14 protein-coding genes are annotated in these 21,265 nt (G+C 66.0%); 7 read left to right on the top strand and 7 right to left on the bottom strand.

The window, feature by feature from the left end; all coding sequences use genetic code 11:
- Positions 1-6 precede the first annotated feature (6 nt).
- From bcsA to bcsN, 5 genes are all read left to right on the top strand, one after another.
- Positions 7-2,274, top strand: coding sequence for a UDP-forming cellulose synthase catalytic subunit (gene bcsA, locus ACERNI_RS07940; protein WP_448832723.1), 2,268 nt, complete (start codon positions 7-9; stop codon positions 2,272-2,274).
- A gap of 23 nt (positions 2,275-2,297) precedes the next feature.
- Entirely contained in the window at positions 2,298-5,072 is a 2,775-nt protein-coding gene (locus tag ACERNI_RS07935) for a cellulose biosynthesis cyclic di-GMP-binding regulatory protein BcsB (RefSeq protein WP_448832722.1), read from the top strand.
- Between the two features lie 74 nt (positions 5,073-5,146).
- A complete protein-coding gene (locus tag ACERNI_RS07930) occupies positions 5,147-6,310 on the top strand; it encodes a glycosyl hydrolase family 8 (RefSeq protein ID WP_448832721.1) in 1,164 nt (387 codons plus the stop codon).
- Positions 6,307-8,499: a hypothetical protein gene (locus ACERNI_RS07925; protein ID WP_448832720.1), complete on the top strand. Its 2,193-nt coding sequence runs from the start codon at positions 6,307-6,309 to the stop codon at positions 8,497-8,499. The genes ACERNI_RS07930 and ACERNI_RS07925 overlap by 4 nt, the downstream gene beginning before the upstream one ends.
- A gap of 637 nt (positions 8,500-9,136) precedes the next feature.
- A complete protein-coding gene (gene bcsN / locus ACERNI_RS07920) occupies positions 9,137-10,486 on the top strand; it encodes a cellulose biosynthesis protein BcsN (protein WP_448832719.1) in 1,350 nt (449 codons plus the stop codon).
- A 273-nt stretch (positions 10,487-10,759) separates the two neighbouring features.
- On the opposite strand, the gene ACERNI_RS07915 is transcribed toward bcsN, so the two are convergent.
- The 6 genes from ACERNI_RS07915 to ACERNI_RS07890 all read right to left on the bottom strand — a co-directional run bounded on the left by ACERNI_RS07915 (position 10,760) and on the right by ACERNI_RS07890 (position 19,056).
- Positions 10,760-11,446, bottom strand: coding sequence for a GntR family transcriptional regulator (locus ACERNI_RS07915; protein ID WP_448832718.1), 687 nt, complete (start codon positions 11,444-11,446; stop codon positions 10,760-10,762).
- Between the two features lie 336 nt (positions 11,447-11,782).
- Complete coding sequence (locus tag ACERNI_RS07910; protein ID WP_448832717.1) at positions 11,783-12,931, bottom strand: acyl-CoA dehydrogenase family protein; 1,149 nt, start codon at positions 12,929-12,931, stop codon at positions 11,783-11,785.
- A gap of 361 nt (positions 12,932-13,292) precedes the next feature.
- The gene (locus ACERNI_RS07905; protein ID WP_448832716.1) at positions 13,293-13,859 is read right to left on the bottom strand and encodes a hypothetical protein; all 567 of its coding nucleotides are present in this window, start codon (positions 13,857-13,859) and stop codon (positions 13,293-13,295) included.
- 272 nt (positions 13,860-14,131) lie between these two features.
- On the bottom strand, positions 14,132-14,761 hold the full coding sequence (locus ACERNI_RS07900; protein WP_448832715.1) for a TetR/AcrR family transcriptional regulator: 630 nt from the start codon (positions 14,759-14,761) through the stop codon (positions 14,132-14,134).
- Positions 14,758-17,859, bottom strand: coding sequence for an efflux RND transporter permease subunit (locus ACERNI_RS07895; protein ID WP_448832714.1), 3,102 nt, complete (start codon positions 17,857-17,859; stop codon positions 14,758-14,760). The genes ACERNI_RS07900 and ACERNI_RS07895 overlap by 4 nt, the downstream gene beginning before the upstream one ends.
- Positions 17,860-17,868: 9 nt before the next feature.
- Positions 17,869-19,056, bottom strand: coding sequence for an efflux RND transporter periplasmic adaptor subunit (locus tag ACERNI_RS07890; RefSeq protein ID WP_448832713.1), 1,188 nt, complete (start codon positions 19,054-19,056; stop codon positions 17,869-17,871).
- A gap of 233 nt (positions 19,057-19,289) precedes the next feature.
- Between ACERNI_RS07890 and ACERNI_RS07885 the strand changes: the two genes are divergently transcribed.
- Both ACERNI_RS07885 and ACERNI_RS07880 read left to right on the top strand, forming a co-directional pair.
- Entirely contained in the window at positions 19,290-19,952 is a 663-nt protein-coding gene (locus ACERNI_RS07885) for a L,D-transpeptidase (RefSeq protein WP_448832712.1), read from the top strand.
- A 72-nt stretch (positions 19,953-20,024) separates the two neighbouring features.
- Positions 20,025-20,684, top strand: a complete 660-nt coding sequence (locus ACERNI_RS07880; RefSeq protein ID WP_448832711.1) for an OmpA family protein — start codon at positions 20,025-20,027, stop codon at positions 20,682-20,684.
- 56 nt (positions 20,685-20,740) lie between these two features.
- Here ACERNI_RS07880 and ACERNI_RS07875 read toward each other — a convergent pair whose 3' ends face one another.
- Positions 20,741-21,250, bottom strand: a complete 510-nt coding sequence (locus ACERNI_RS07875) for a PaaI family thioesterase (protein WP_448832710.1) — start codon at positions 21,248-21,250, stop codon at positions 20,741-20,743.
- Positions 21,251-21,265 lie beyond the last annotated feature (15 nt).

The following is a 21,265-nucleotide window of genomic DNA, read 5'->3' as shown; positions in this document are numbered from 1 at the left end:
GAGGAAATGGTAGCAGCGCTCAGGTGGCTAGCCTGGATTGTTTTCGGTAGCCTCACCCTTGTCTTCCTGACTCTGCCCGTCGGCGTGCCGATCCAGCTCGTGCTGGGGCTGGCCGTCATTTTCGGGATGATCGCGGTCTGGCTGTTCATGACGGGGTTTCTGTCGCGCCAGATTTTTCTCGCTCTCGGCACGCTTCTGGTCATCCGTTACGCCTTCTGGCGGATCACCAACACGTTGCCGCCAGCCACGGATGCGCCGGGTTTCGCGGCGGGCCTGATCCTGCTGATGGGCGAGTTGTACTGCGTTTTCTTCCTCGCCATGACCCTGGTGATCAACGCGGATCCGCTGAAGCGTCCGCGCGCGCGCCGTCTTGGCGACAGCGAGGCGCCCAGCGTCGACGTTTTCGTGCCGTCCTATAACGAGGATCCGGCGATGCTGGCGCTGACCCTGTCGGCAGCGCGGGCCATGGACTACCCGGCGGGCAAGCTGAATGTCTGGCTCCTGGATGACGGCGGCACCGACCAGAAGTGCGGGGATCGTGATCCGGAAAAGGCGCTGGCCGCCCGCCAGCGCCGCGCCACCCTGCAGACCCTGTGCGCGGAACTTGGCGTCCGCTATCTGACGCGCGAGCGCAATGAGCGCGCCAAGGCCGGCAACATGAACAACGGCCTGCAGCACTCGTCCGGCGATCTCATTCTCGTTCTCGACGCTGACCACGTGCCTTTCCGCGAGTTCCTGCAGGAAACCGTCGGCTATTTCGTCGAAGATCCCAAGCTGTTCCTGGTGCAGACCCCGCACGTGTTCCTCAATCCGGATCCGGTTGAGAAAAACCTGGGCACCTTCGGGCACATGCCGAGCGAGAACGAGATGTTCTACTCGGTCACCCAGCGCGGCCTCGACAAATGGAACGCCGCCTTCTTCTGCGGTTCGGCCGCCGTGCTGCGGCGCGAGGCGCTGGAAACCGCTGGCGGCTTCCATGGCGTGACGATCACCGAGGATTGCGAGACCGCGTTCGAGCTGCACTCGCGCGGCTGGCACAGCGTCTACGTGGACAAGCCGATGGTGGCCGGCCTGCAGCCGGATACTTTTGTCTCGTTTATTGGCCAGCGCACACGCTGGTGCCAGGGCATGTTCCAGATCCTGATGCTGAAGAATCCGGCCTTCAAGCGCGGCCTGTCGTTCATGCAGCGGATTTCTTATCTGTCGAGCATGAGCTTCTGGTTCTTCCCGGTGCCGCGCCTGATCTTCCTGCTCATTCCGCTGCTCTACATCTTCCTCGACCTGCGCATTTTCGTCGCCACGGTTGATGAGTCGATCGCCTTCACCTTCACCTACATGATCGCGTCTCTGATGCTGCAGAATTATCTGTATGGCCGGGTGCGCTGGCCGTGGGTGTCGGAGATGTATGAGACGCTCCAGGGCATGTTCCTGGTTCGGGCGATTGGCGCGGTGCTGCTGAACCCGCGCAAGCCGAGCTTCAATGTGACGGCGAAGAACGACGTGTCGTTCGACGATCATCTCTCGGAGCTGGCGTGGCCGTTCTTCGTGCTGTTTGGCGTGTTGCTGCTGGCCATGGTGGTGGTGATCTACCGCTTCTTCACCGAGCCGGGCGTTTCGGCGGCGATGATTATCGTCGGACTGTGGAACGCATTGAACCTGATGATCGCCGGCGCCTGCCTCGGCGCGGTGGCCGAGCGCCGCACCGCCTCCCGCCAGCCGTCGCTGGATATCGAGCGTCGCGGCGTGCTGATGGTCGGTGGTCACAAGATTCCGGTGATGATCGACAATGTGTCGAGCGCCGACTGCGTGCTGCGCCTGATGGCGGACGCGCCGCGTGATCTGCCGGCCGGCGATCTCGCCGGGCGTCTGCTGATCCAGCCGGTGGGCGCCATGCCCGCCCGTGACAGCTTGCCGGTGATTTTCTCCCGGCAGAACCGCGAAGGCGAGCAGGGTGGATTGCTGACGCCGTTTGGTCCGCTGGAGCCGCGCCATTACGCCGTGCTGGCGGATCTGATGTACGGGCAGCGCGAGGCGCTGTCGCGGTGGCTCGAAAGTCGCCGCAAGCATATGGATATCATCCGGGGCACGGCCCTGATGATGAAGTGGGGCCTGATAGGGCCATTCCGCGCCCTGAGCTATGCCCTGAAGCCGCGTCAGCAGCCAGCCGGCGCGGCGTCGGAAGGCGCTCCGCCGCCAGTGGGTCCGCGCGATGAGGGGCAGCGTCTGCCATCGGGCCTCGTGACCGATCCCGCTTCTGTTCTGGCTACGCGATGAGGGGGGCGGCGAAGGTGTTCAGGATGCGCCTGGCTTCATTCCCGATGTGGCGGTCCCTGCGGCTGGCCATGCCTGTCGTCGCCCTCGCGGCGTCCGTGTCGCTGGCGACTGGTCTGCGCGCCCAGGGGTTGCTGGACGCGGCCGGCCCACTGCAGTCCGGCTCCAGGGGGGGCGCGCCGCAGCAGGCCGCGCCGCCGCCTGCGCCGCTGGAAGCGCCGGCGCAGTTCCAGCAACCGCCGCAGCAATCCCAGCCGCAGCAATCCCAGCCGCAGCAGGCCGCGCCCGTTGCGTCATCAGGCGGGCCGGCGGCGCCAAGCCCGACGTTGCAGGGCCGGCGGGTGGTTTTTGGAGCGCCGCCTGGCGGAATGCCGCAGCGCATCCGGTCATTCCTGCCGCGCGGCTCCGCGGCGGATGACGGTCGCTCGGCGCCCACCATCCAGAGCGCGCCGGGTCAGGATGGGGAAATCTTGCGCGAAGCGGGCGTGCAGTTGCGCCGCATGCCGGTCAATCTGCACGGCTACCGTTTGCGCGGCGAGATCGACGCCACCGAATGGCCGGTCTATTTGACCGACAGCGACGCCCGGTCCCGTCTCCGGTTCCGCGTCAGTTATCTGACGGCCATTTCCGTGATGCCGGAAGCCTCGGTTTTGACCCTGATCGTCAATGACGTGGTGCTGGGCCAGACCAATCTGCAGGCGCCCAGCGGCACGCGCTATGTGGTGTTCGACATACCGCCAGAGCTGATGCGCCCTGGCTGGAATTCCGTTCGGCTGACGGCGGACATGCGCCATCGCGTCGACTGCTCGCTTGGCGCGACCTATGAATTGTGGACCCAGATCGATGCGGCCAACACCGGCCTGCTGGTGTCGGGGCTGCCTGGCCGCGTGCTTGACGCCCAGGACGTGGCGTCGCTGGCGCCGGACAACTTTGGCGCCTTCCCGGTGCGTGCGGTGCTTCCCGGCCGGACAAGCATCGGCAATATGGATCAGGTGATGAAGGCGGTGCAGGGCGTGGCCCTGCGCGGCCGGTTCCTGCAGCCGGTGGTCGACATGGGGCCAGCGGCCCAGGGCGACGCCGGCATGAATCTTCTGGTCGGCGTCTACAAGGATATCGCGCGTCAGCCCGGCGTTGAGGGGCTGGGCGCGGTCACCGGGCCGCGCGTCGCGTTGCTGCCCGCAGGCGCCGGCCGCCGGCCGATGCTGGTGGTGACCGGCCAGACCGATCAGGATCTGGCTGAGGCGCTGGAAAGCCTGGCGCGACCGGAGGAGGCGCGCGGCTCGCCATCTGGCCTGGCGGCGCTGGCGAACTACCGGGGCCTGCGCGTCGCAGGCGCCGGACGCATATCGCTGCGCCAGCTCAACATCCCCAGCGTCGAGTTCAACGGCCGGCTGTTCCGCGTGGCGTTTGATCTGGTGCTGCCGCCGGATTTCTACACCTCGGATTACGCCAAGGTGCGGCTGCGTCTTGATGGCGGCTATGTGGCGGATCTTGGCCCGGAGCCGCAGATTTCCATCAGCGTCAATGGCCGTGACGCCGCCACCACGGTGCTGTCGCGCCGCGATGGCGAGGTGTTTCGCAGCAACGAAATTCCGTTTCCGCTCGGGCGCCTGAAGCCAGGGTTCAACCGGGTGGAGATTCTGGCGCGCGTGCCGTCGCCGGCCGACAAGACCTGTGACCCGGTCGCCGCCATTGGCGCGTCCAAACGCTTCCTGCTGCTCGACAGCAGCGAACTGATCATTCCGACGCTGGCGCGTGTGGCGGATATGCCCAATCTGGCGCTGTATGCATCCGCCGCCTTTCCGTTGACGCTTGGCGAGCCCACACAGCTCTTCCTGCCCTCGCCGGACAGGAGCGCCGTGGGCGCCGCTGCGACCCTGGCCGCCCAGATGGCGCTGGCGGCCGACAGGGTGATGGACCTCGACGTGACGGTGACGCCGCCTGCCGACAGCATGCGCTCCACGCTCGTTGTCGCGCCGGCTGGCGCGCTTTCAGATGCGACGCTTGCCGCCGTTGGCGTTGACGCCGCAGCGTTGAAATCTGCTTGGGCCAACAGGCAAAATCCGGCGGCCGCCGATCCGGCCGGATTGTCGACCTATGCGCAGCTGGCGCGTCAGCGCGCGGCGCTGACCCGGAACCTGCCGGGTTATTGCATGATGCCGAAGGTGAGCGACGCGGGTGTCGTCACGCCGCGCCTGGAGGCGCAGGCGGCGCCGGAAGCCGGCAAGCCTGGCTTCGATACCACCGGGTTGCCGGATCGCGATGTGCTGGCGCAATGGAATGAGAACATTTACGGCCGCACCAGCCTGCTCGCCCAGGTGCGGGGCCTGTTCAACAATCTTGTTTCCCTCGGCGCCGGCATGGCCAATGGCGCGAAGTCGCTGGTGCAGGACGCCAGCGGCAAGGCGCGGCAGACAAGCCAGGTGCCGGCGCCGACCTCGCTGGTGATGGCCCAGAGCGTGCTGACGGGCGGCAAGGCCGCGGCGCTGACGCTGGTGACCGCCCCCAATGGCGCCGACCTGTTCGACGCCACGGCCTGTCTGACGGACCCGCTGGTATGGTCCCAGGTCGCAGGGCAGAAGACGCTGCTCGACGCCGCTTCGGGAGAAGTGACAATCATCGCGCCGCGTGAAACGCACTTTATGCCCACCACCGTGTTCTCGCTTGTGAATGCGCGACTGGTGGCCGCGAGCTGGCTGTCGCATAATCCAAGCTTCTACGTGGTGTCGTCCCTGCTCGTCGCCATACTCCTTGGCGGCGCGACCACGTGGCTGTTGCGTAACATTGGACGGAAGCAGTGAATAGCATTGGCCCGCGATCGCACCGCCTGAAAAGTCTGTTTCACGCTATGCTCATTGGCGCTGGCGGCTTTGCCATGACGTGCGGCGCCGCGCAGGCGCAGGCGCCGGCACAGCCGCCCCAGAGCCAGCAGGTGCAGAACCAGCAGGCGCCAGGTCAGCCTGGAAATGTTCAGCCTGGAAATGGTCAGGCCGCGGCCGAACTGCCGGAGTTGCGGCTGGATACGCGGTTGATCCCGCTTGGCGGCGCCCTCAAGTCGCCCGAGATCTGGGCGGCCTTCAAGGCGCGCTTCGTCACGGATCAGGGGCGCGTGGTGGATACCGCCAACGGCATGATCAGCCATAGCGAGGGCCAGGGGTATGGGATGCTCGCAGCTGTCGCGGCCAATGACCGCGAGGGGTTCGAGCGGATCTGGGGCTGGACCCGCGCCAATCTCATGGTGCGCGATGACAAGCTGATTGCCTGGCGCTGGGATCCGGACAAGCGGCCGGGCGTTGGCGACATGAACAACGCCACGGACGGCGACATCCTCGTTGCGTGGGCGCTCGCCGAGGCGGGAGAGTTGTGGAACAACGTCGCCTACCGGGTCGAAGGGCGGCGCATCGCGGTTGAAGTCGGGCGCAAGACGGTGCTGTTCAAGACCCGTTGGGGCGCCTTGCTGTTGCCCTCGATTTTTGGCTTCGGGGCGGAACAGCGGGCCGATGGCCCGGTCGTCAACGTGTCCTACTGGGTGTTCCCGGCGTTTCCGCGCCTCTATCTCATTGCGCCCGAGATCGACTGGTCGGGCCTGAGCCGGTCGGGCATGGAGCTGCTCGCGCGGGGACGGTTTGGTCCGGCGCAACTGCCGACGGAATGGATGTCGGTCAGGAACGCGACCCTCAGGCCGGCTGAAGGATTTCCCCAGAATTTTGGCTACAACGCCATCCGCATTCCGCTTTACATGGCCTGGGCGGGTCTGGGCGACCGACCGGACTACGCGCCATTTGTGAAGTTGTGGTCGCCGGGCGGCAAGGGCACCGGGGTCGTGGACGTCAGGGGTGGGCGCGTGCAGGGCATGAGCGAAAGCGGCTATGCGGCGATCGCCGCGCTGACCCTGTGCGCCGTCAATGGCGCGCCGGCGCCGGATGACTTCCTTCGTCCGCGCGCCAACGAGAACTACTATCCGGCCATTTTGCATTTGATGTCCGTGATCGCCATGCAGATGCGTTATCCGAATTGTCTGCGGGGGAGCGGGCGATGAGGCGTGAACGGCGCAAGCATTACGCCGCGGTGGGGCGGAGGACTGGCCAGCGCCCGGGTCGTCGGGCCGCCATGCTGGCGGCTCTCGGGCTGGCCCTGCTGGCGCCGCAACCTTCCCAGGCCCAGCAACCTTCGCAGCAACCTTCTCTGGAGCCGCTCGCCAGACCTTCTGGCCAGGGCGCCAGCCAGGGCATGATCCAGCTGGACGGGGCGCAGTCTGGCGGCCAGGTCGGGCCGGTTCCGGCGGCGAATGGCGGGCGACTGCTCACGGAAAAGGCGGCCGATGGCCGGCCGGTGGCGCGCCCGGGCGTGCAGCCGGACCTTTCGGCCCTGCGGTATTACATTCTCAGCCGCCAGAAAGAGCGGGCGGACGCCGAACTGCACCGCATCCAGCGGCTGTACCCTGGCTGGACCCCGCCGTCGGAGATCTATGATACCGCAGAGCATACGTCCGGCGACGAGGAGCCGTTCTGGGCGCTGTTCGCGGCGGATCGTCTGGACGAGCTGAAGGCGGGGATTGAGGCGCGCCGCAAGAGCGAGCCGGGCTGGCAACCGTCGCGCGATCTGCGCAACAAGATCGCCCGCAAGCTGCTTCGCATGGAGATCGAGAAAGCCTCGCGCGAGGGGCGTGAGAAGCTGGTGCTTTCGGCTTTGCGGGATTCCGGGCTCAACGAGCGCGACCTGGAGCTGGACCTGCTGTGGCTGGTGGCGGCGGCGGAGGCGCGTTCCGGCCAGCCCGAGAAGGCCCTGGAAACCTACAGGCTGATCCTGTCAACCAACGATAATGCGCAGGAGCGCATCGCGACCGTGCAAAAGGCGATGGCCGTTTTGCCCATGAACGACGTCGACAAACTGGTCGCCATGGCGCGCACGGTCAACGGAGTCAGCGAACTGGAGCCGATCGCCATCGACATCATTCGCGCGCGGATCAGCGCCTTCCTCAAGGAAGAACGCTCCCAGCCGGTCGATACAGCCGAATTGCACCGTTTCGCGGAGTACGCCAGGAGCGTTGATGACGGTGCCCAGGCGGCGCTTGTCGCGTGGTATTTCTATAACCAGAAAGACTATCGGCAGGCGTTCGAGTGGTTCAAGACCAGTATCGACAGGGGCGGCGACGCCATGGTCGCCCATGGCCTGGCGCTGACCCTGGTCAACCTGACCATGTATCGGGAAGCGGAAGAGGTGGCCTACGCCTGGCGCAATTCGCTGATCAACAACATGATCCTGTATGTCGATATTCTTGAACGCGATCTGACCAAGACCATTCCGCCCTACATCGAGCCCGAGCGTCTGGCGCGCTATGGCCAGGTGGCGATGCAGATCACGTCCGGGGAGGCGGCCCAGGGTCTGGCCTGGTATGCCTACAACTCCTGTCAGTATGATGTGGCGCTCCAGTGGTTCTCGCGGGCGATGGCCTGGTATCCCAAGGAGGCGACGGCCTACGGCTACGCCCTGGCGCTGGACCGCATGAAGGACCGGCAAACCCTGGCAGATGTCATCAACCGCTACGACGGGCTGTTCTATAAGGTGGTCGAGCTGGTGTTTCCCGATGGAACCATCAAGCCGCCAACGCCCTGCGACCTGCAGGAGCGTCAGCAGGCCGAGCAGCGCCGCGGCAAAGGCCGCCGCAAGGCCGCTGTGGAGGACGTCGCCGCCCCCCAGACGCAGGATGGCGTCAACTACCTTGGCCAGAACTACCAGCAGCAGATCGCCCGGATGCAGGCGGGGGGCGCTTCGGAAAACCAGGGGCTCGCGGGCTCCGGTCTGCGAGGTTCGGTCCCGCGTGTGCCCGCCCCGGATGCGGCGATGGGTGGCGTGGATCTGCGCGGCCAGCCGTTACAGGGCGCGCCGGCGCAACCAAAACTGACGGCGAAGGAGTTCCCCATCAGCGTCAATCCGGCCAATCCGCTGCGTTACGCCGGGGTGGACGCTGGCGCGGTTGTTGGGTCTCCCTATGCCCCGGCGGCGACGGGTTATCTGGTCGAGCCGGTGAAGGGGCCGTGGCCTCTCGTGGCCCGTCGGGTGCCTGGCGTCGGGCCGATGCCCTACGAACGTTACGGGTTTTCACTTCTGCCCGCGTGGAATGGCCTGACGACGGCGACCGAGCCGACCTACGCCACCCAACCGGCTCCTGCGGGCACGTTGTGGGCCGAGCAGCGGCATGCGGACCAGTACATCGGCGGTCGTTAGGGTATTCCCGGGAAAATTTGGCGCCGCTTTGAACAGATGCGGCAGGCCAGGCAGAGCGGATGCGTGCGGCGATGCAAGTTCACCGGCCCCCCGGGTGGAGCGACCCTGACGTCCGGTCCGGCGTCACTTCACGCCGGGAGCAAAATGGGCGAACGCATACGTTTCACCGCATAGCCAGAAAGGCCGTCGTTGGTTGCGTGATTCCATGAACTGCGCCACCCCCATTTTGTCGACGGGCGCCAAAGCCGAAAGCAGGTCGCCGGCCCGATGGTCCTGATGGCTGCTTCCGGAACGTCACGCCGCGTCGCCGCTGGCTGACCAGCCAGGCCGGCGATACTTTGCGCGCATAGAATTCGCCGCTTCAAGGGATCGGGAAGCTCTGGTTCAGTCTGGGTGGATTTTCTCCGGGTCGTAGCAAAGTAGATACCACTTTGTGGTAGGAAAGCGCGTCGAACCTGGGCGTGAGGGCAAGGCTCCTCTCCCACATGAGCTGACCCGCTCCACCTTTCTGTGGTGCGTCCGGGTTGCGCCATGTGGTGAGAACGCCGCTGGCCCGCTGTTTTCTGGACGGTCGTTGATGGAGTTGCTGGTGGATATGCCGTTCAGTGGCCTGGTGCGGAGCAGGAGCCGGATGCGCGTGACGTCGACCTGTCGCCCGGCGATGGCAGGCGCCGTCATGCTGGTTCTGGCAGGCGCAAGCGCTGGCGCCATGCCTGCCTCCGCCGCGCTTGCCTCGTTGCCGCCATCGGCCGGGCGCGTCATGGCGGTGGAGGAGAACGGCGCCGGTTCGGGGGTCCGCCAGCGTATTGTTCTGTCGGGCGGCCATATGGGCGCCAACACGCTTGAGATCGCGCTTGGCCAGGAAGCCGTTGCGCCGTCCCCGGCGCTACTCGAATCCGAACTGGCCAGCCGCTTTCCTGGCGTCGCCATGACGCCGCTGCCGGGGCGGATGTTGAAGAGCCGCTACGGGGCCATGCATGTCTCCATCGGCGCGCCTGCCGGGGGCGGGCGCTGCCTTTTCGCCTGGCAGTCGATCCGCGATTTTCCTGGGGAAACGGGCATTCTGAAAGCCGCGACGCCAGCGGTGATTCGCATCCGCCTGTGCAGCGCCAGGGCGACCCTGGACCAGCTGGCGGAGATGAGTGAGCAGATCATGCTCACGCCGCCCGTAACGCCAGCTCCGGCTCTGGTGGGAGACGCGGCGGGGCTGAGGCTGTCGCCGATCGAACCGGAGCAGGCGCTGGCGGATGAAACGCCGCGCATACAGCTTGCCCAGGCGTCAGGCCGGCGTCGGGCCCGGGGCGGGCCCATTCTGGATCCGGCGCGTGGAAATCCGGGTGGGCTGATTGGCCTGCTGCGCGGCTACAGCCGCACGGATCCGATTGGCAGCACGCGACGATCCGGGCGCGTTCGCTCCGCGCCGCAGCAGGAGACCCGCTTCGGATACCGGCCGCTCCTCGGCAATGACGATCTTCAGCCGCAATCTGGCTTGCTGGGACGCTGGAACGGCCGCAGCGAACCTCGCCGGGCCCAGTCGCCGCGCGCGCGCCGCTACGTGGAGCCGTCCGCGCCGCGCCAGGCCGCGCCGCGTCGCGTCTCCCGACCGGCCGCCGCCCCGCCCAGGCGAAGGGCGGAGCCGGCGCCGCAGCGTCGCCAGGTCGAGCAGGCGACGCCAGCGCCAAATGTCCGGGCCCCCCTGCAGGGTTATCAGACCCCCGGCGGCGCACGTTATCTGGGCCCCGCTCCAGGAGCCGCGCCGATCCAGACCGGGCCGTCCGTGGCGCCGCTGCCCGGGCCGGGCGGTGGAGCCCCGGTTCCGCAAGTGCCGCGTCCGGCCCAGGGCGGCGCGGTTTCTGCCCCTGCCGCGCCGCTTCCGCGTCCGGCCGCCCACCCCGGCTCCCAGCCGGGACCAATGGGAGGGCAGCCGGCCGCGCGCGGGCTCGATCCATCGTTGCCAGGACGCGCCTATCGCGGGCCGGGGGGCTGAGGCTGAGCCTGGGCGCGCCTGTTGAACGGCGCTGGCGCACGCCGCGCAAGCCGTGGCGCTTGCGGTGGGCGGTGGGCGGTGGGCGATGGATGAGCCCTGACGGATGCATGCAAGGCGGCGCCCGATGGGTTTGCCCGCCATGGAGAACTGCCGGGACGCCATGGCGTCGGGTGTCCGCAAACTGACATCAGCAAGCATGCCCTTGCCAGGCATGCCTGGCGCGGCCCGCGCCTCGCCTGGGCCTGATGGGGCGCGCTTGCCGGGCCCCTGGCGTCAGGCGTTGATCTTGTGCTCGTCCAGATAAGCGACGATCCGCTCGACGCTGGCGCGGATGTCGAGGGTCAGCGCCTTGCGCGCGGCCTCCGGGTCACGCTGGCGCAAGGCCGCTATAATCATCAGATGCGCGTGGCGCTGGCGTGGCGCGCGGGGCGGATAGTCGCGAAAGGCGTTCATCGTCGGGCCGCATTGCAGCCAGAGGTTCTCCACCATGTGGTGCAGCACCGGCATGGCGGCGATCGCGCAGAGCGCCTGATGAAAGCGCTCGTTCACCGCCATGAGTTCCTCCGCCTTGCCCTGTTCGTGGGCGACGCAAAGCGCCTCGTGGATGTCCACCAGGCTGGTGATGTCCTCCTGGGTCGCCAGTTGCGCGGCGCGGGCGGCGGCTTCGCCTTCCAGCAGCACGCGGACGTCGCTGATATGACGGTAGCGTTCGGCGTCCATGACGGGCACGCGCACCGAGCGGCGATCTACCTGAAACAGGGCGTGCTCGGAAACCAGACGTCCCAGCGCCTCGCGAATGGGCGTGGCGCTGATGCCCAGTTCTTCGCTGACCTCTTTCAGCTTGATTTTCTGGCCCGGCTTGTACCGCCCCGCCATCAGTTGCCTGCGAAAGTGCCGGTAGGCCTGCAAGGCAAGACTTTCGGTGCGGACGCCCCCCTGGTGGTTGGTTTCTGTTTCCATACCCGTGCTTGTTTTTTGGTTTTATGTATATTTTATATGAGATGCAGATTTTGCCGCCGTGTTCAAGAGCGTTGGCGCGGTTTTCCCGCTGATTGAGCAGCCAGGCAGGTTTTCAGGCGTTTCTGCAGTATTGTCCCGTTGTGTCCGGCGGCAAAATAAAACGCCCGGATAATACATCCGGGCGTTTGCCAGCGAGAGGTGGGGCCGCGACAGGCCTTTGTTGCGGCGTGGTCTGGAATTTTTCGCACACAGGCGACTTGCCAGGTGGCGGAGCTGCTTGTGCGCGCTTCTCACGGCAAATATTGAAACGCGTTCCAGCCGCGCTCGCAAGGAATCTCAGAGCGAACGCGAAATGACCAGCTTCATGATCTCGTTCGTGCCGCCATAGATGCGCTGGATGCGCGCGTCGATGTAACGACGGCTGATTTCGTATTCCTGCATGTAGCCATAGCCGCCGTGCAATTGCAGGCACTCGTCGGCCGTCTGGCTCTGCTTGTCGGTGACCCACTGCTTGGCCATCGAGGCGGTGACGGTGTCGAGGTCGCCGGCAATCAGGCGCTCGATGCAATGGTCGATGAACACGCGGCCAATGGTGGCCTCGGTCTTCCGCTCGGCCAGCTTGAACGCCGTGTTCTGGAAATCCATCAGGGATTTGCCGAACGCCTTGCGCTCCTTGACGTATTCGGTGGTGATCGCGACCGAACGCTCGATGGCGGCAATCGCCTGGATCGACAGGCCGAGACGCTCCTGGGGCAACTGCTGCATCAGCTGGACGAAGCCCAGGCCTTCTTCCGCGCCCAGCAAATTGGCGACCGGCACGCGCAGTTCATCGAAGAACAGCTCGGAGGTGTCGGAGGCGTTGAGGCCGATCTTGTCGAGGTTGCGGCCGCGACGGAAGCCCTCCGCGCCTTCGGTTTCGATGACGATCAGCGAGATGCCCTTCGAGCCCTTCGTCGGGTCGGTCTTGACCACGCAGACGATGATGTCGGCGAGCTGACCGTTGGTGATGAAGGTCTTGGCGCCATTGATGACATAGTGGTCGCCGTCGCGACGGGCGGTGGTGCGCACGCCCTGCAGGTCGGAGCCGGCGCCAGGCTCGGTCATGGCGATGGCGCCGACCCATTCGCCCTTGGCCATGTTCGGCAGCCACTTCAGCTTTTGCTCATGGGTGCCGTAGGCATTGATGTAATGGGCGGTGATGACGGAGTGCACGCTGACGCCGGTGGCCATCTCGGGCAGCCAGGTTTCCAGCTCCTGCATCACGGCGGCGTCCCAGGCGAAGCTCAGGCCCATGCCGCCGTATTCCTCCGGCACGGAGCAGAGCAGGGCGCCCATGTCGCCAAGGCCGCGCCAGGCGGAGCGATCAACCATCTTCTCCTCGCGCCAGCGCATGGCGTGCGGGGCAAGCTCAGTTTGCAGATAGCGGCGGAACTGCTCGCTGAAGCTCGCGATGTCGTCGGTCATCCAGCTGGAACGATAGGCCATAAGGGTCTCCTGGAGCATGATGCGCATAAAACGGAGACCGCTGCTGCGCCAGATCATGCGTCGTTAAGAACCTGGCGCCTGATGCGGTTCAGGATGAACGGACCGAGCGCCAGAAACAGGTTGCGCTGTCAATGCTTGATACGAGCGGGTACCGCAAGGGGGAGTGGGGACGCATGTCAATCAAACGCGCGTCTGTCGTGGAGGCAAAGCGCTGGACAAAGGTAGCGGCATGACTTTCGACCGACCTTATGCGCGGGCAACTGACGAAAAATCGCGCGCATGACGAAACGCCAGCGCTATCCGGGTAGGGGCAAACCGACAGGCCCGTTAGAAGGCCGCTTTCAACCCATTGCGAACATTGTCACGTCGCCCAGGTCGCCATTTCTTGAAGAGCCTGAAGTCCGGGATAGTCCTGTTTGTCGCGGTACCTCTGACGGTAGTAGGCATCCCAATAGCTAATAGCCCGCTCGCGGAGCAACTGCACAGCCTGCTGGTTTTCACGGATGAGGTTTGCGTAGACGGACTGATCCAGGGCCGGAAGCGCGTCCCGGATGTCCTTGACGATCTCGACTACATATTCACCGAGCAAGATGAGGACGAATGGCGCGATCCATACGCTTTGGTGGTCAATGATCGACCGGAGGGCCTGTTGACGTAAGTAGCCATCTGTTGAACGGGTGATAAGACAGCGCGACGCCAGGCTGAAATTCCCCAGCCCGTCTTTGCAAGCAGACAGGCCGACGAAATGTAAACGTCGAGGAATGGCAACCATCTTCCCCGTCACGTTGAGGGCGTCAGAATTCTGCCTGTAGGTGTCATCAACGAACGGCGTTAGCTCAGAAGCAGCTTCATGCGCTAAAGGCGCAATGTTGGACGGGAACGCTCGAAGCGCGGCTTCCTTAAATGGTTTTGGGGCTAAAGTGTCCATCGCAAAGCTATGCGAGCGAAAGCAGATGACCGCAGTCACCAATTGCAGACATTTACTGTGTCCGCGCGGGGACGGAGCGCCTCAAGAATTTTTGTGCATCAGACAAACGCGATAAGGCATCACGATCATGAAGGGGCTTTAACGGGATGTTGCAAACGAGAACGTGAAAGTCGCCGCCTGACACAACGCCGTCGGCAGCCTGTCCAGGCGGCAAACTGGTCCGAAATCCAGAGTAAGCCTTGACCGTGAGTCTGAATTTAGTCTGCGCCTTTTTACCCGCCAGCCTTCAGGCCAAAGATCAGAAAGTCCGCCATCTGCTCCAGTTCCGGGCCCTGCACGAAGGGTTCATTGATGAGCAAGGGGTGGCAGAAGCGCATCCAGCCGGTCATCAGGCAGGCGCTGGCGACGGCGGGGTCATGCGCATGGAATACGCCTTCCGCGACCCCATCGCGCACAATCTGCTCGACCATCAGCCGGATTGTCTCCACATGGGCCTGAATCACCGGCCAGCGTTCATTCATCGCCACCGCGACCATGTCGCGGACGCGTGGGTCGCCGACGAAATACTGCGTCGACAGGCGATGATCAGCGTCAAGGAAAGCGCGCAGGCGCGGCTCAGCCGGGGTTTCCGCGTTGGCGATCGCCTCAAGCGCATGCTCGACGCCATCAAGCAGGCTGATGGCGACGGCCTCGAAGATGGCGCGCTTGGATTCGTAGAAACGGTAGATATTGGCCGGGCTCATATCCATGGCCCGGGCAATGTCAGCAACCGTGGTTTTCTGGTAGCCGTATTCGCGGAACAATTGCTCTGCGGTGGCCAGAACACGCTGTCTGGCTGCGGCGTGGCTGTCCGCCTGGCTGCTGGAGGCGTCGCCAGGGTTGCGCTCTTCATTCCGGGTCATGGGGATGCTGGCTCCGGCGTCGCGTGGTTGCTGGAGACGTCTGGTTTGGTATCGAGCGTTTTGCGGAAGGCCATCGCGTACAATGCTGGCAGAAACAGCAGGGTCAGGAAGGTGGCGACGAACAGGCCGCCCATGATTGTCGTCGCCATCGGTCCCCAGAAGGCCGAACGCGACAGCGGGATCATGGCGAGGATCGCCGCCAGCGCCGTCAGCACCACCGGGCGGGCGCGGCGCACCGTGGCCTCGATGATGCCCTGGCGCCGCGTTGCGCCATGGGCGACGTCGGTCTCGATCTGGTCCACCAGGATCACCGTGTTGCGCATGATCATGCCGGCCAGGGCGATGAGGCCGAGCAGCGCGACAAAGCCAAATGGTTGCCGGAACAGCAGCAGCCCGAGCGTCGCGCCGATAATGCCCAGCGGCGCGGTCATGAAGGTCAGCGCCAGGCGCGAGAAGCTCTGCAACTGGATCATCAGCAACGTCAGCATGATGATGACCATCAGCGGGATCAGGCCCACCAGCGAGGCGTTGCCCTTCTGCGACTCCTCGATGGCGCCGCCCATCTCGATGCGATAGGCGGGCGGCATGGCGTCGCTGATCGCCTTCAGCTTCGGCCAGATCTGCATGGTCACGTCCGGGGCCTGGACGCCGTCGACGATGTCGGCGCGCACGGTCATCACCATGTCGCGGTTGCGCCGCCACATGATCGGCTCCTCGTGGAGGTATTCCAGCCGGGCGACCTGGGCGAGCGGCACCGAGGCGCCGCCGCGGGTCATCACCGACAGGTCGGCGATCTTGCCGAGGTCGAGGCGCTCCGCAGGAAGCGTGCGCGCCACCACGTCGACCTTCTCGACGCCATCGCGCACTGTGGTGACGGTGACGCCGGACAGCAGCGTCTGCAGCGATTGCGAAAGGTCCTGCGGCGTCAGGCCAAGGGCGCGGGCGCGCTCCTGGTCAACCACCAGTCGCACCGAGGGGCTCTGCTCGTTCCAGTCCAGATGCGGATCGACGACATTGCGGTTGGCGCGCATGACGTCGCGCACCTGATTGGCGTAATCGCGCACCTTGCCCGTGTCGGGGCCTATGACGCGGAACTGCACCGGGAAGCCGACCGGCGGGCCGAAATTGAAGCGATCGACGCGCACCCGGGCCTGGGCGAGGGCGCCCCCGGCGATCGCCTTGTCGAGCCGCGCCTTGACGCGCTCGCGTTCAGCCACGCCCTTCGTCAGAATGACGATCTCGGCGAAAGCCTCGTTTGGCAGCTGCGGGTTGAGCCCGAGCCAGAAGCGCGGGCTGCCCTGGCCCACATAGGTGGTGTAGGTGGCGATGTCCCGGTCGTTGTGCAGCAGCTTTTCCGCCTGTTTCGCCGTCGCCGTGGTGGCGCCCATGCCGGTGCCCTCGGGCATGCGCATTTGCAGGAACAGCTCCGGGCGCTCGGACAGGGGGAAGAACTGCTGCTCCACCTTCGTGAAGCCGAACATGGCGAGGGCGAACACGCTGGCGGTGGCGGCGACCACGGTCAGCCGGTGGTCGACGCACCAGGTGACGACGGCGCGCAGGCCCCGGTAGAGGCGGGTCTGGTAGATGGCGTTGGGGTCGTGATGCCCCTTGCCCATGTCCGGCAGCAGCTTGACGCCGAGATAGGGCGTGAAGATCACCGCCACGAACCATGAGGCGACGAGGGCGATCGCCACCACCCAGAAAATGCCGCCAGCGTATTCGCCCGTGGCCGAGTTGTTGAAGCCGATGGGCAGGAAGCCGGCGGCGGTGACCAGCGTGCCGGTGAGCATGGGGAAGGCGGTGGAGGTCCAGGCGAAGGCGGCGGCCTCCATCCGGTTCACGCCCTGCTCCATTTTCACCACCATCATTTCAATGGCGATGATGGCGTCGTCGACCAGCAGGCCCAGCGCGATGATCAGCGCGCCCAGGGTGATGCGGTGCAGGTCCAGCCCCATGGCGGCCATGACGATGAAGACGATGGCCAGCACCAGCGGCACCGACAGGGCGACGACGATGCCGGTGCGCCAGCCGAGCGAGAGGAAGCTGACCAGCAGCACGATGCCCAGCGCTTCGATGAACGAGCGCACGAACTCGCTGACCGCATGGTCCACCACCAGCGGCTGGTCGGCCACCTGGGTCAGCGCCACGCCCTGGGGCGCGGCGGCCATGAACTGGTCCTTGGCGGCGTTCACGTTCTCGCCGAAATCGAGAATATTGCCGCCGCGCGCCATCACCACGCCGATGCCGATGGCGGGCTTGTCCTCCTGGCGGATGACGTAATCCGGCGGGTCCTTGAAGCCGCGCGTCACGGTGGCGATGTCGCCGAGGCGGAAGACGCGGCCGTTGGCCTCCACCGGCGTCTCCTCCACCGCCCGGGCGCCGTCGAGCGCGCCGGTGACGCGCAGCGGCACGCGCTGGGCGTTGGTCTCGACCACGCCGGCGGGAACCACGGCGTTCTGGCGGGCGAGGCTGTCGAACAGCGACTGCACCGGAATGCCAAGGGTGGCGAGGCGGGCGTGCGAGAACTCGACGAAGATCTTTTCGTCCTGGGTTCCGTACAGATTGACCTTGGTGACATCGGGCACGCGCAGCAGCGCCTGGCGCAGGCCCTCCGCCACCTTCTTCATCTGGGCGTAGTCGGCGCCGTCGCCGGTCATCATGTAGAGGATCGAGTCGACGTCGCCGTATTCATCGTTGAAATTCGGGCCGATCAGGCCTGATGGCAGCGACGGCTTCAGGTCGCTCATTTTCTTGCGCAACTGGTAGAACAGCTGCTGCACGTCCTTCGGCGGCGTGGTGTCCTTGAAAGCCACCTGCATCGCCGTGAACGAGGGCTTCACATAGGTGATGACCTTGTCGAAATACGGCAGCTCCTGCAGCTTCTTTTCGATGGGGTCGGCCACCTGCTCCTGCATCTCGCGCGCGGTGGCGCCTGGCCAGATGGCCGTCACGATCACAACCTTGATCGTGAAGGAGGGATCCTCGGCGCGGCCGAGCCGCAGATAGGAGATGAGGCCGCCAGCGCTGACGGCGATGATGAGGAACAGGATCAGGGCCGGATGACGGACGGCCCAGGCGGAGAGGTTGAAGCCCTTCATCGCCCCGCCTCAGAAGCTCAGGCCGTCGACGACGCGGACCTTGCGCGCCGGATCGATGCTGTGGACGCCCATGGCGACGACCTTGTCGCCCTGGTTCACGCCCCCGGTGATGATGACGTCCTGGCTGTCATAGGCCTTGACCTGCACGGGCGTCAGCGCCACGGCCCCATCGGGCTTCACCACATAAACGGCGGGGCCGGCGTTCTGGTTGAGCAGGGCGGCGAGGGGCAGGCGGGCGACGCGGTCGGAATGCGCCGCCTTCACCGACAGGGTTCCGGTCATGCCGATCTGCACGTCGCTATCGGCGTCGGGCAAAGAGAACCTGGCCTGGTAGGTGCGCGTGACGGTGTCGGCCGACGGCGACAGCTCGCGCAGGCGGGCCTTGAAGGTCTTGTCGGGACGCGCCCACAGGGCCAGCGTCGCATCGCCCTTGCGGATGCGGTCCAGCATGATCTCCGGCGCCGCGACGATCGCCTCCTTCTCGCCGCTGCGGGCGATGCGGATGGCCGGCTGGCCGGCGGCCACCACCTGGCCAGGCTCGATCAGGGTCGCCGTCACCACGCCATCGGCGTCGGCCTTCAGGCGGGCGTAGGAGATGCTGTTGCGGGTCAGTTCGACGGCGCGCTGGGCGCGGGCGATGCGACCGCGCGCCTCTTCCGCGGCGGCGCGGCTGTTGTCGACGGCGACCTGGGTGGACCAGCCCTGCTGGCGCAGGTCAGCTGCGCGCTTTTCGGCGGCGGTGGCCTGGGTGAGGGCGCCGGTGGCGGCGCGCAGTTCGGCCTCCGCCTGCTCGGCCTGAAGCTTCAGGTCGATATCATCGAGCACGGCGAGGGTGTCGCCGGCGCGGACGCTCTGGCCCACCTCCACGGCGCGGCGCGCCACCTTGCCGCCGACGCGAAAACCATGGTCGCTCTCGATGCGCGGGCGGATGGTGGCGACGAGGGTCCGGGCCGGATCCTCGTCGCCATAGCGCACCGTGGCCACCAGCACCGGCCGGTCAGCATCAGTTTTCGCGGGCGCCTTGTCATTGCAGGCGGCGAGGGTTGTCAGGCCGGCAAGCGCGACCGCCGGGGCAAGAGCGCCGCGCCATTGAGCGCCGCGCCACCGGACGCTGCGGGCGGCGCCATCAGGGCTCGCCGGAGCGTGGCCAGCGCCGGGAATACGAATTGATCGCACAAAACTGGACAGGCGGGTCATGCGGGGTCTCATCAGGCGGCCGCAATGCGGGCTTTGGCGACAGATGTATCTGACGACTGACGAATGTCAATGTTCGTCAGTCGAAAGGCATTCAGTCCTGTCAACACCTTTTGTGTTAACGCGCCAGCGTCCTGGTTAGCGCAAAATTTACCAATCAAAGCCACTGTGCCCAACAGGCGGAAGACCGGGTTGAACACCGGCCTGAACACTTGCCTGAACATTGGGGGCGGAGCGTGGGGGACATCAGCCGAAGGGGCATCGTCAGGGGTATTGCGGCCACGGTCATCGCCGGCGCCGCCGGGCCAGTGCTGGCGCGCCCCCAGGATACCGCGCGTTACTTCGCCGGCACGGCCGCCGATCACGGGCAGAACTACCGGCGCACCAATTTCAGCGTCATTGATCCGCGCTGGCGCCGCCAGCTCGTCCAGTATTACTCGGACGAGCCGCAGGGCACGGTCGTGGTCGATACGCGCCACCACTTTCTCTACGTGATCTTCGAGAACCGGACGGCGTTGCGCTATGGCGTCAGCGTCGGCAAGGAAGGTTTCCAGTGGTTCGGCCGGGCCCAGATTGACCGCAAGGCGATCTGGCCGCCGTGGTCGCCGCCCGCCGACATGCTGAAACGCCGGCCCAACCTGCCGCGCTTCATGCCAGGCGGCATTGACAACCCGCTGGGACCGCGGGCGCTGTATCTGTATCGCGACGGCCAGGACACTGGCTACCGGCTGCATGGCACCACGGAGCCGTGGTCGATTGGCGCCGACGCCTCCAGTGGCTGCATCCGCATGTTCCCGGAAGACGTCATCGACCTGTACCAGCGCTGCCCCCAGGGCACGCGCGTGCTGGTGCTCCGGCACATTGCCGCCCGCGCCGCCGGCAATAACGTCGCCAGATGACGTTCAGCGCGACATTGAGCCGGCGCGATCCGCGCCGGCTGTGACCCGATCCCTGTTTCGCGGGCCCTTTACATGACCATGAACCGATCCGGCGCCGTCATCACCATCGCAGGCGCCGCTCTGGCGCTGATGCTGGGCGGCTGCGCCGCCGAACGCTTCAGCTTTGCGCGCCTGACCGGGAAGCAGCAGGCGGCGCCAGCGGCGCAGGCAGCGGCCCCGACTCCATTTCAGTCGGCTCCTGCGCAGCAGGTCGCCGCCCAGCCCGCGCCGCCCAGGGCCACGCCCGCCGTCTGGACGACGCCGGCGGAGCCCGCCGGCAAGGTCACCGATGCGCCGGTCGGCGCCGGCGTCAATGTCCAGCCGGGCGGCAATGAAGATTTCATCGTCAATGTGGGCCGCCGCGTCTTCTTCACGGAAGGGTCGGCGCAACTCACCAATATCGCCCGCGACACCCTGGACAGCCAGGCGGCCTGGCTGAAGCGCTTCCCCAAATGGAACGCCAAGATCCAGGGGTTCGCCGATGACCCGGGCACCGACGCCAGCAACATGACGCTCGGCCAGCAGCGGGCCGAGGTGGTGATGGTTTATCTGGTATCGAAGGGCGTGGCGGCGAACCGCCTGCGGGCCAAATCCTATGGCCGCGAGCAGCAGCGCATCGTCCGCGCCTGCGCTGACGCCTCCTGCACCGCCCAGAACCGGCGGGTCATCACCAATCTGGAGGCCGGGCGCTGAAGCGCCGGGCCCTCAGCGCCCGGGGATCAATATCCCTGAAACAATGCGCCCGGGGATCAGTCAACGCCCTGGTCGGGGTCGCGCGAGGCCGGGATGGCGGCCTTCGGCTTCAGCTTCTTGATGACGCCTGAATAGTTCAGGATGATGCGCTCGCCCACCTTCAGCACGCCGCGCACGAACAGCACCGAGCCGCCGGCTTTCAGCACCTCGCCGGTGGCCTCGACGATATCGCCGACATAAGCGGCGCCGATGAACTCGCTGTTCAGCGACACGGTGACCGACGGGCCGCCGCGCAGGTGGTCAAGGGCGAACATGAAGATGGCGTGGTCGGCGAACGTCACCAGACAGCCGCCGTGCGCCACGTCGATGCCATTGAGGTGACGCTTCTCGATCTGGAAGGCGCAACGCACCGAGCCGTCGGGATCGCGGCGGTGGTAGAACGGGCCGGAGCGGGTGTCGAAGGTGTCGCGGTCCGGCCGCCGCCAGCCGGCCCATTCGCCGGTTTCCATGAGAACGGAGCGGGCGTTGCTTTTCGGCGCGTCATTCGGGGTGGCGTCGGTCGTCAAGGGAAGGTGTCCTTC

Source organism: Camelimonas sp. ID_303_24 (assembly GCF_053543495.1).
This window is presented reverse-complemented; position numbering and strand designations above follow the sequence as displayed.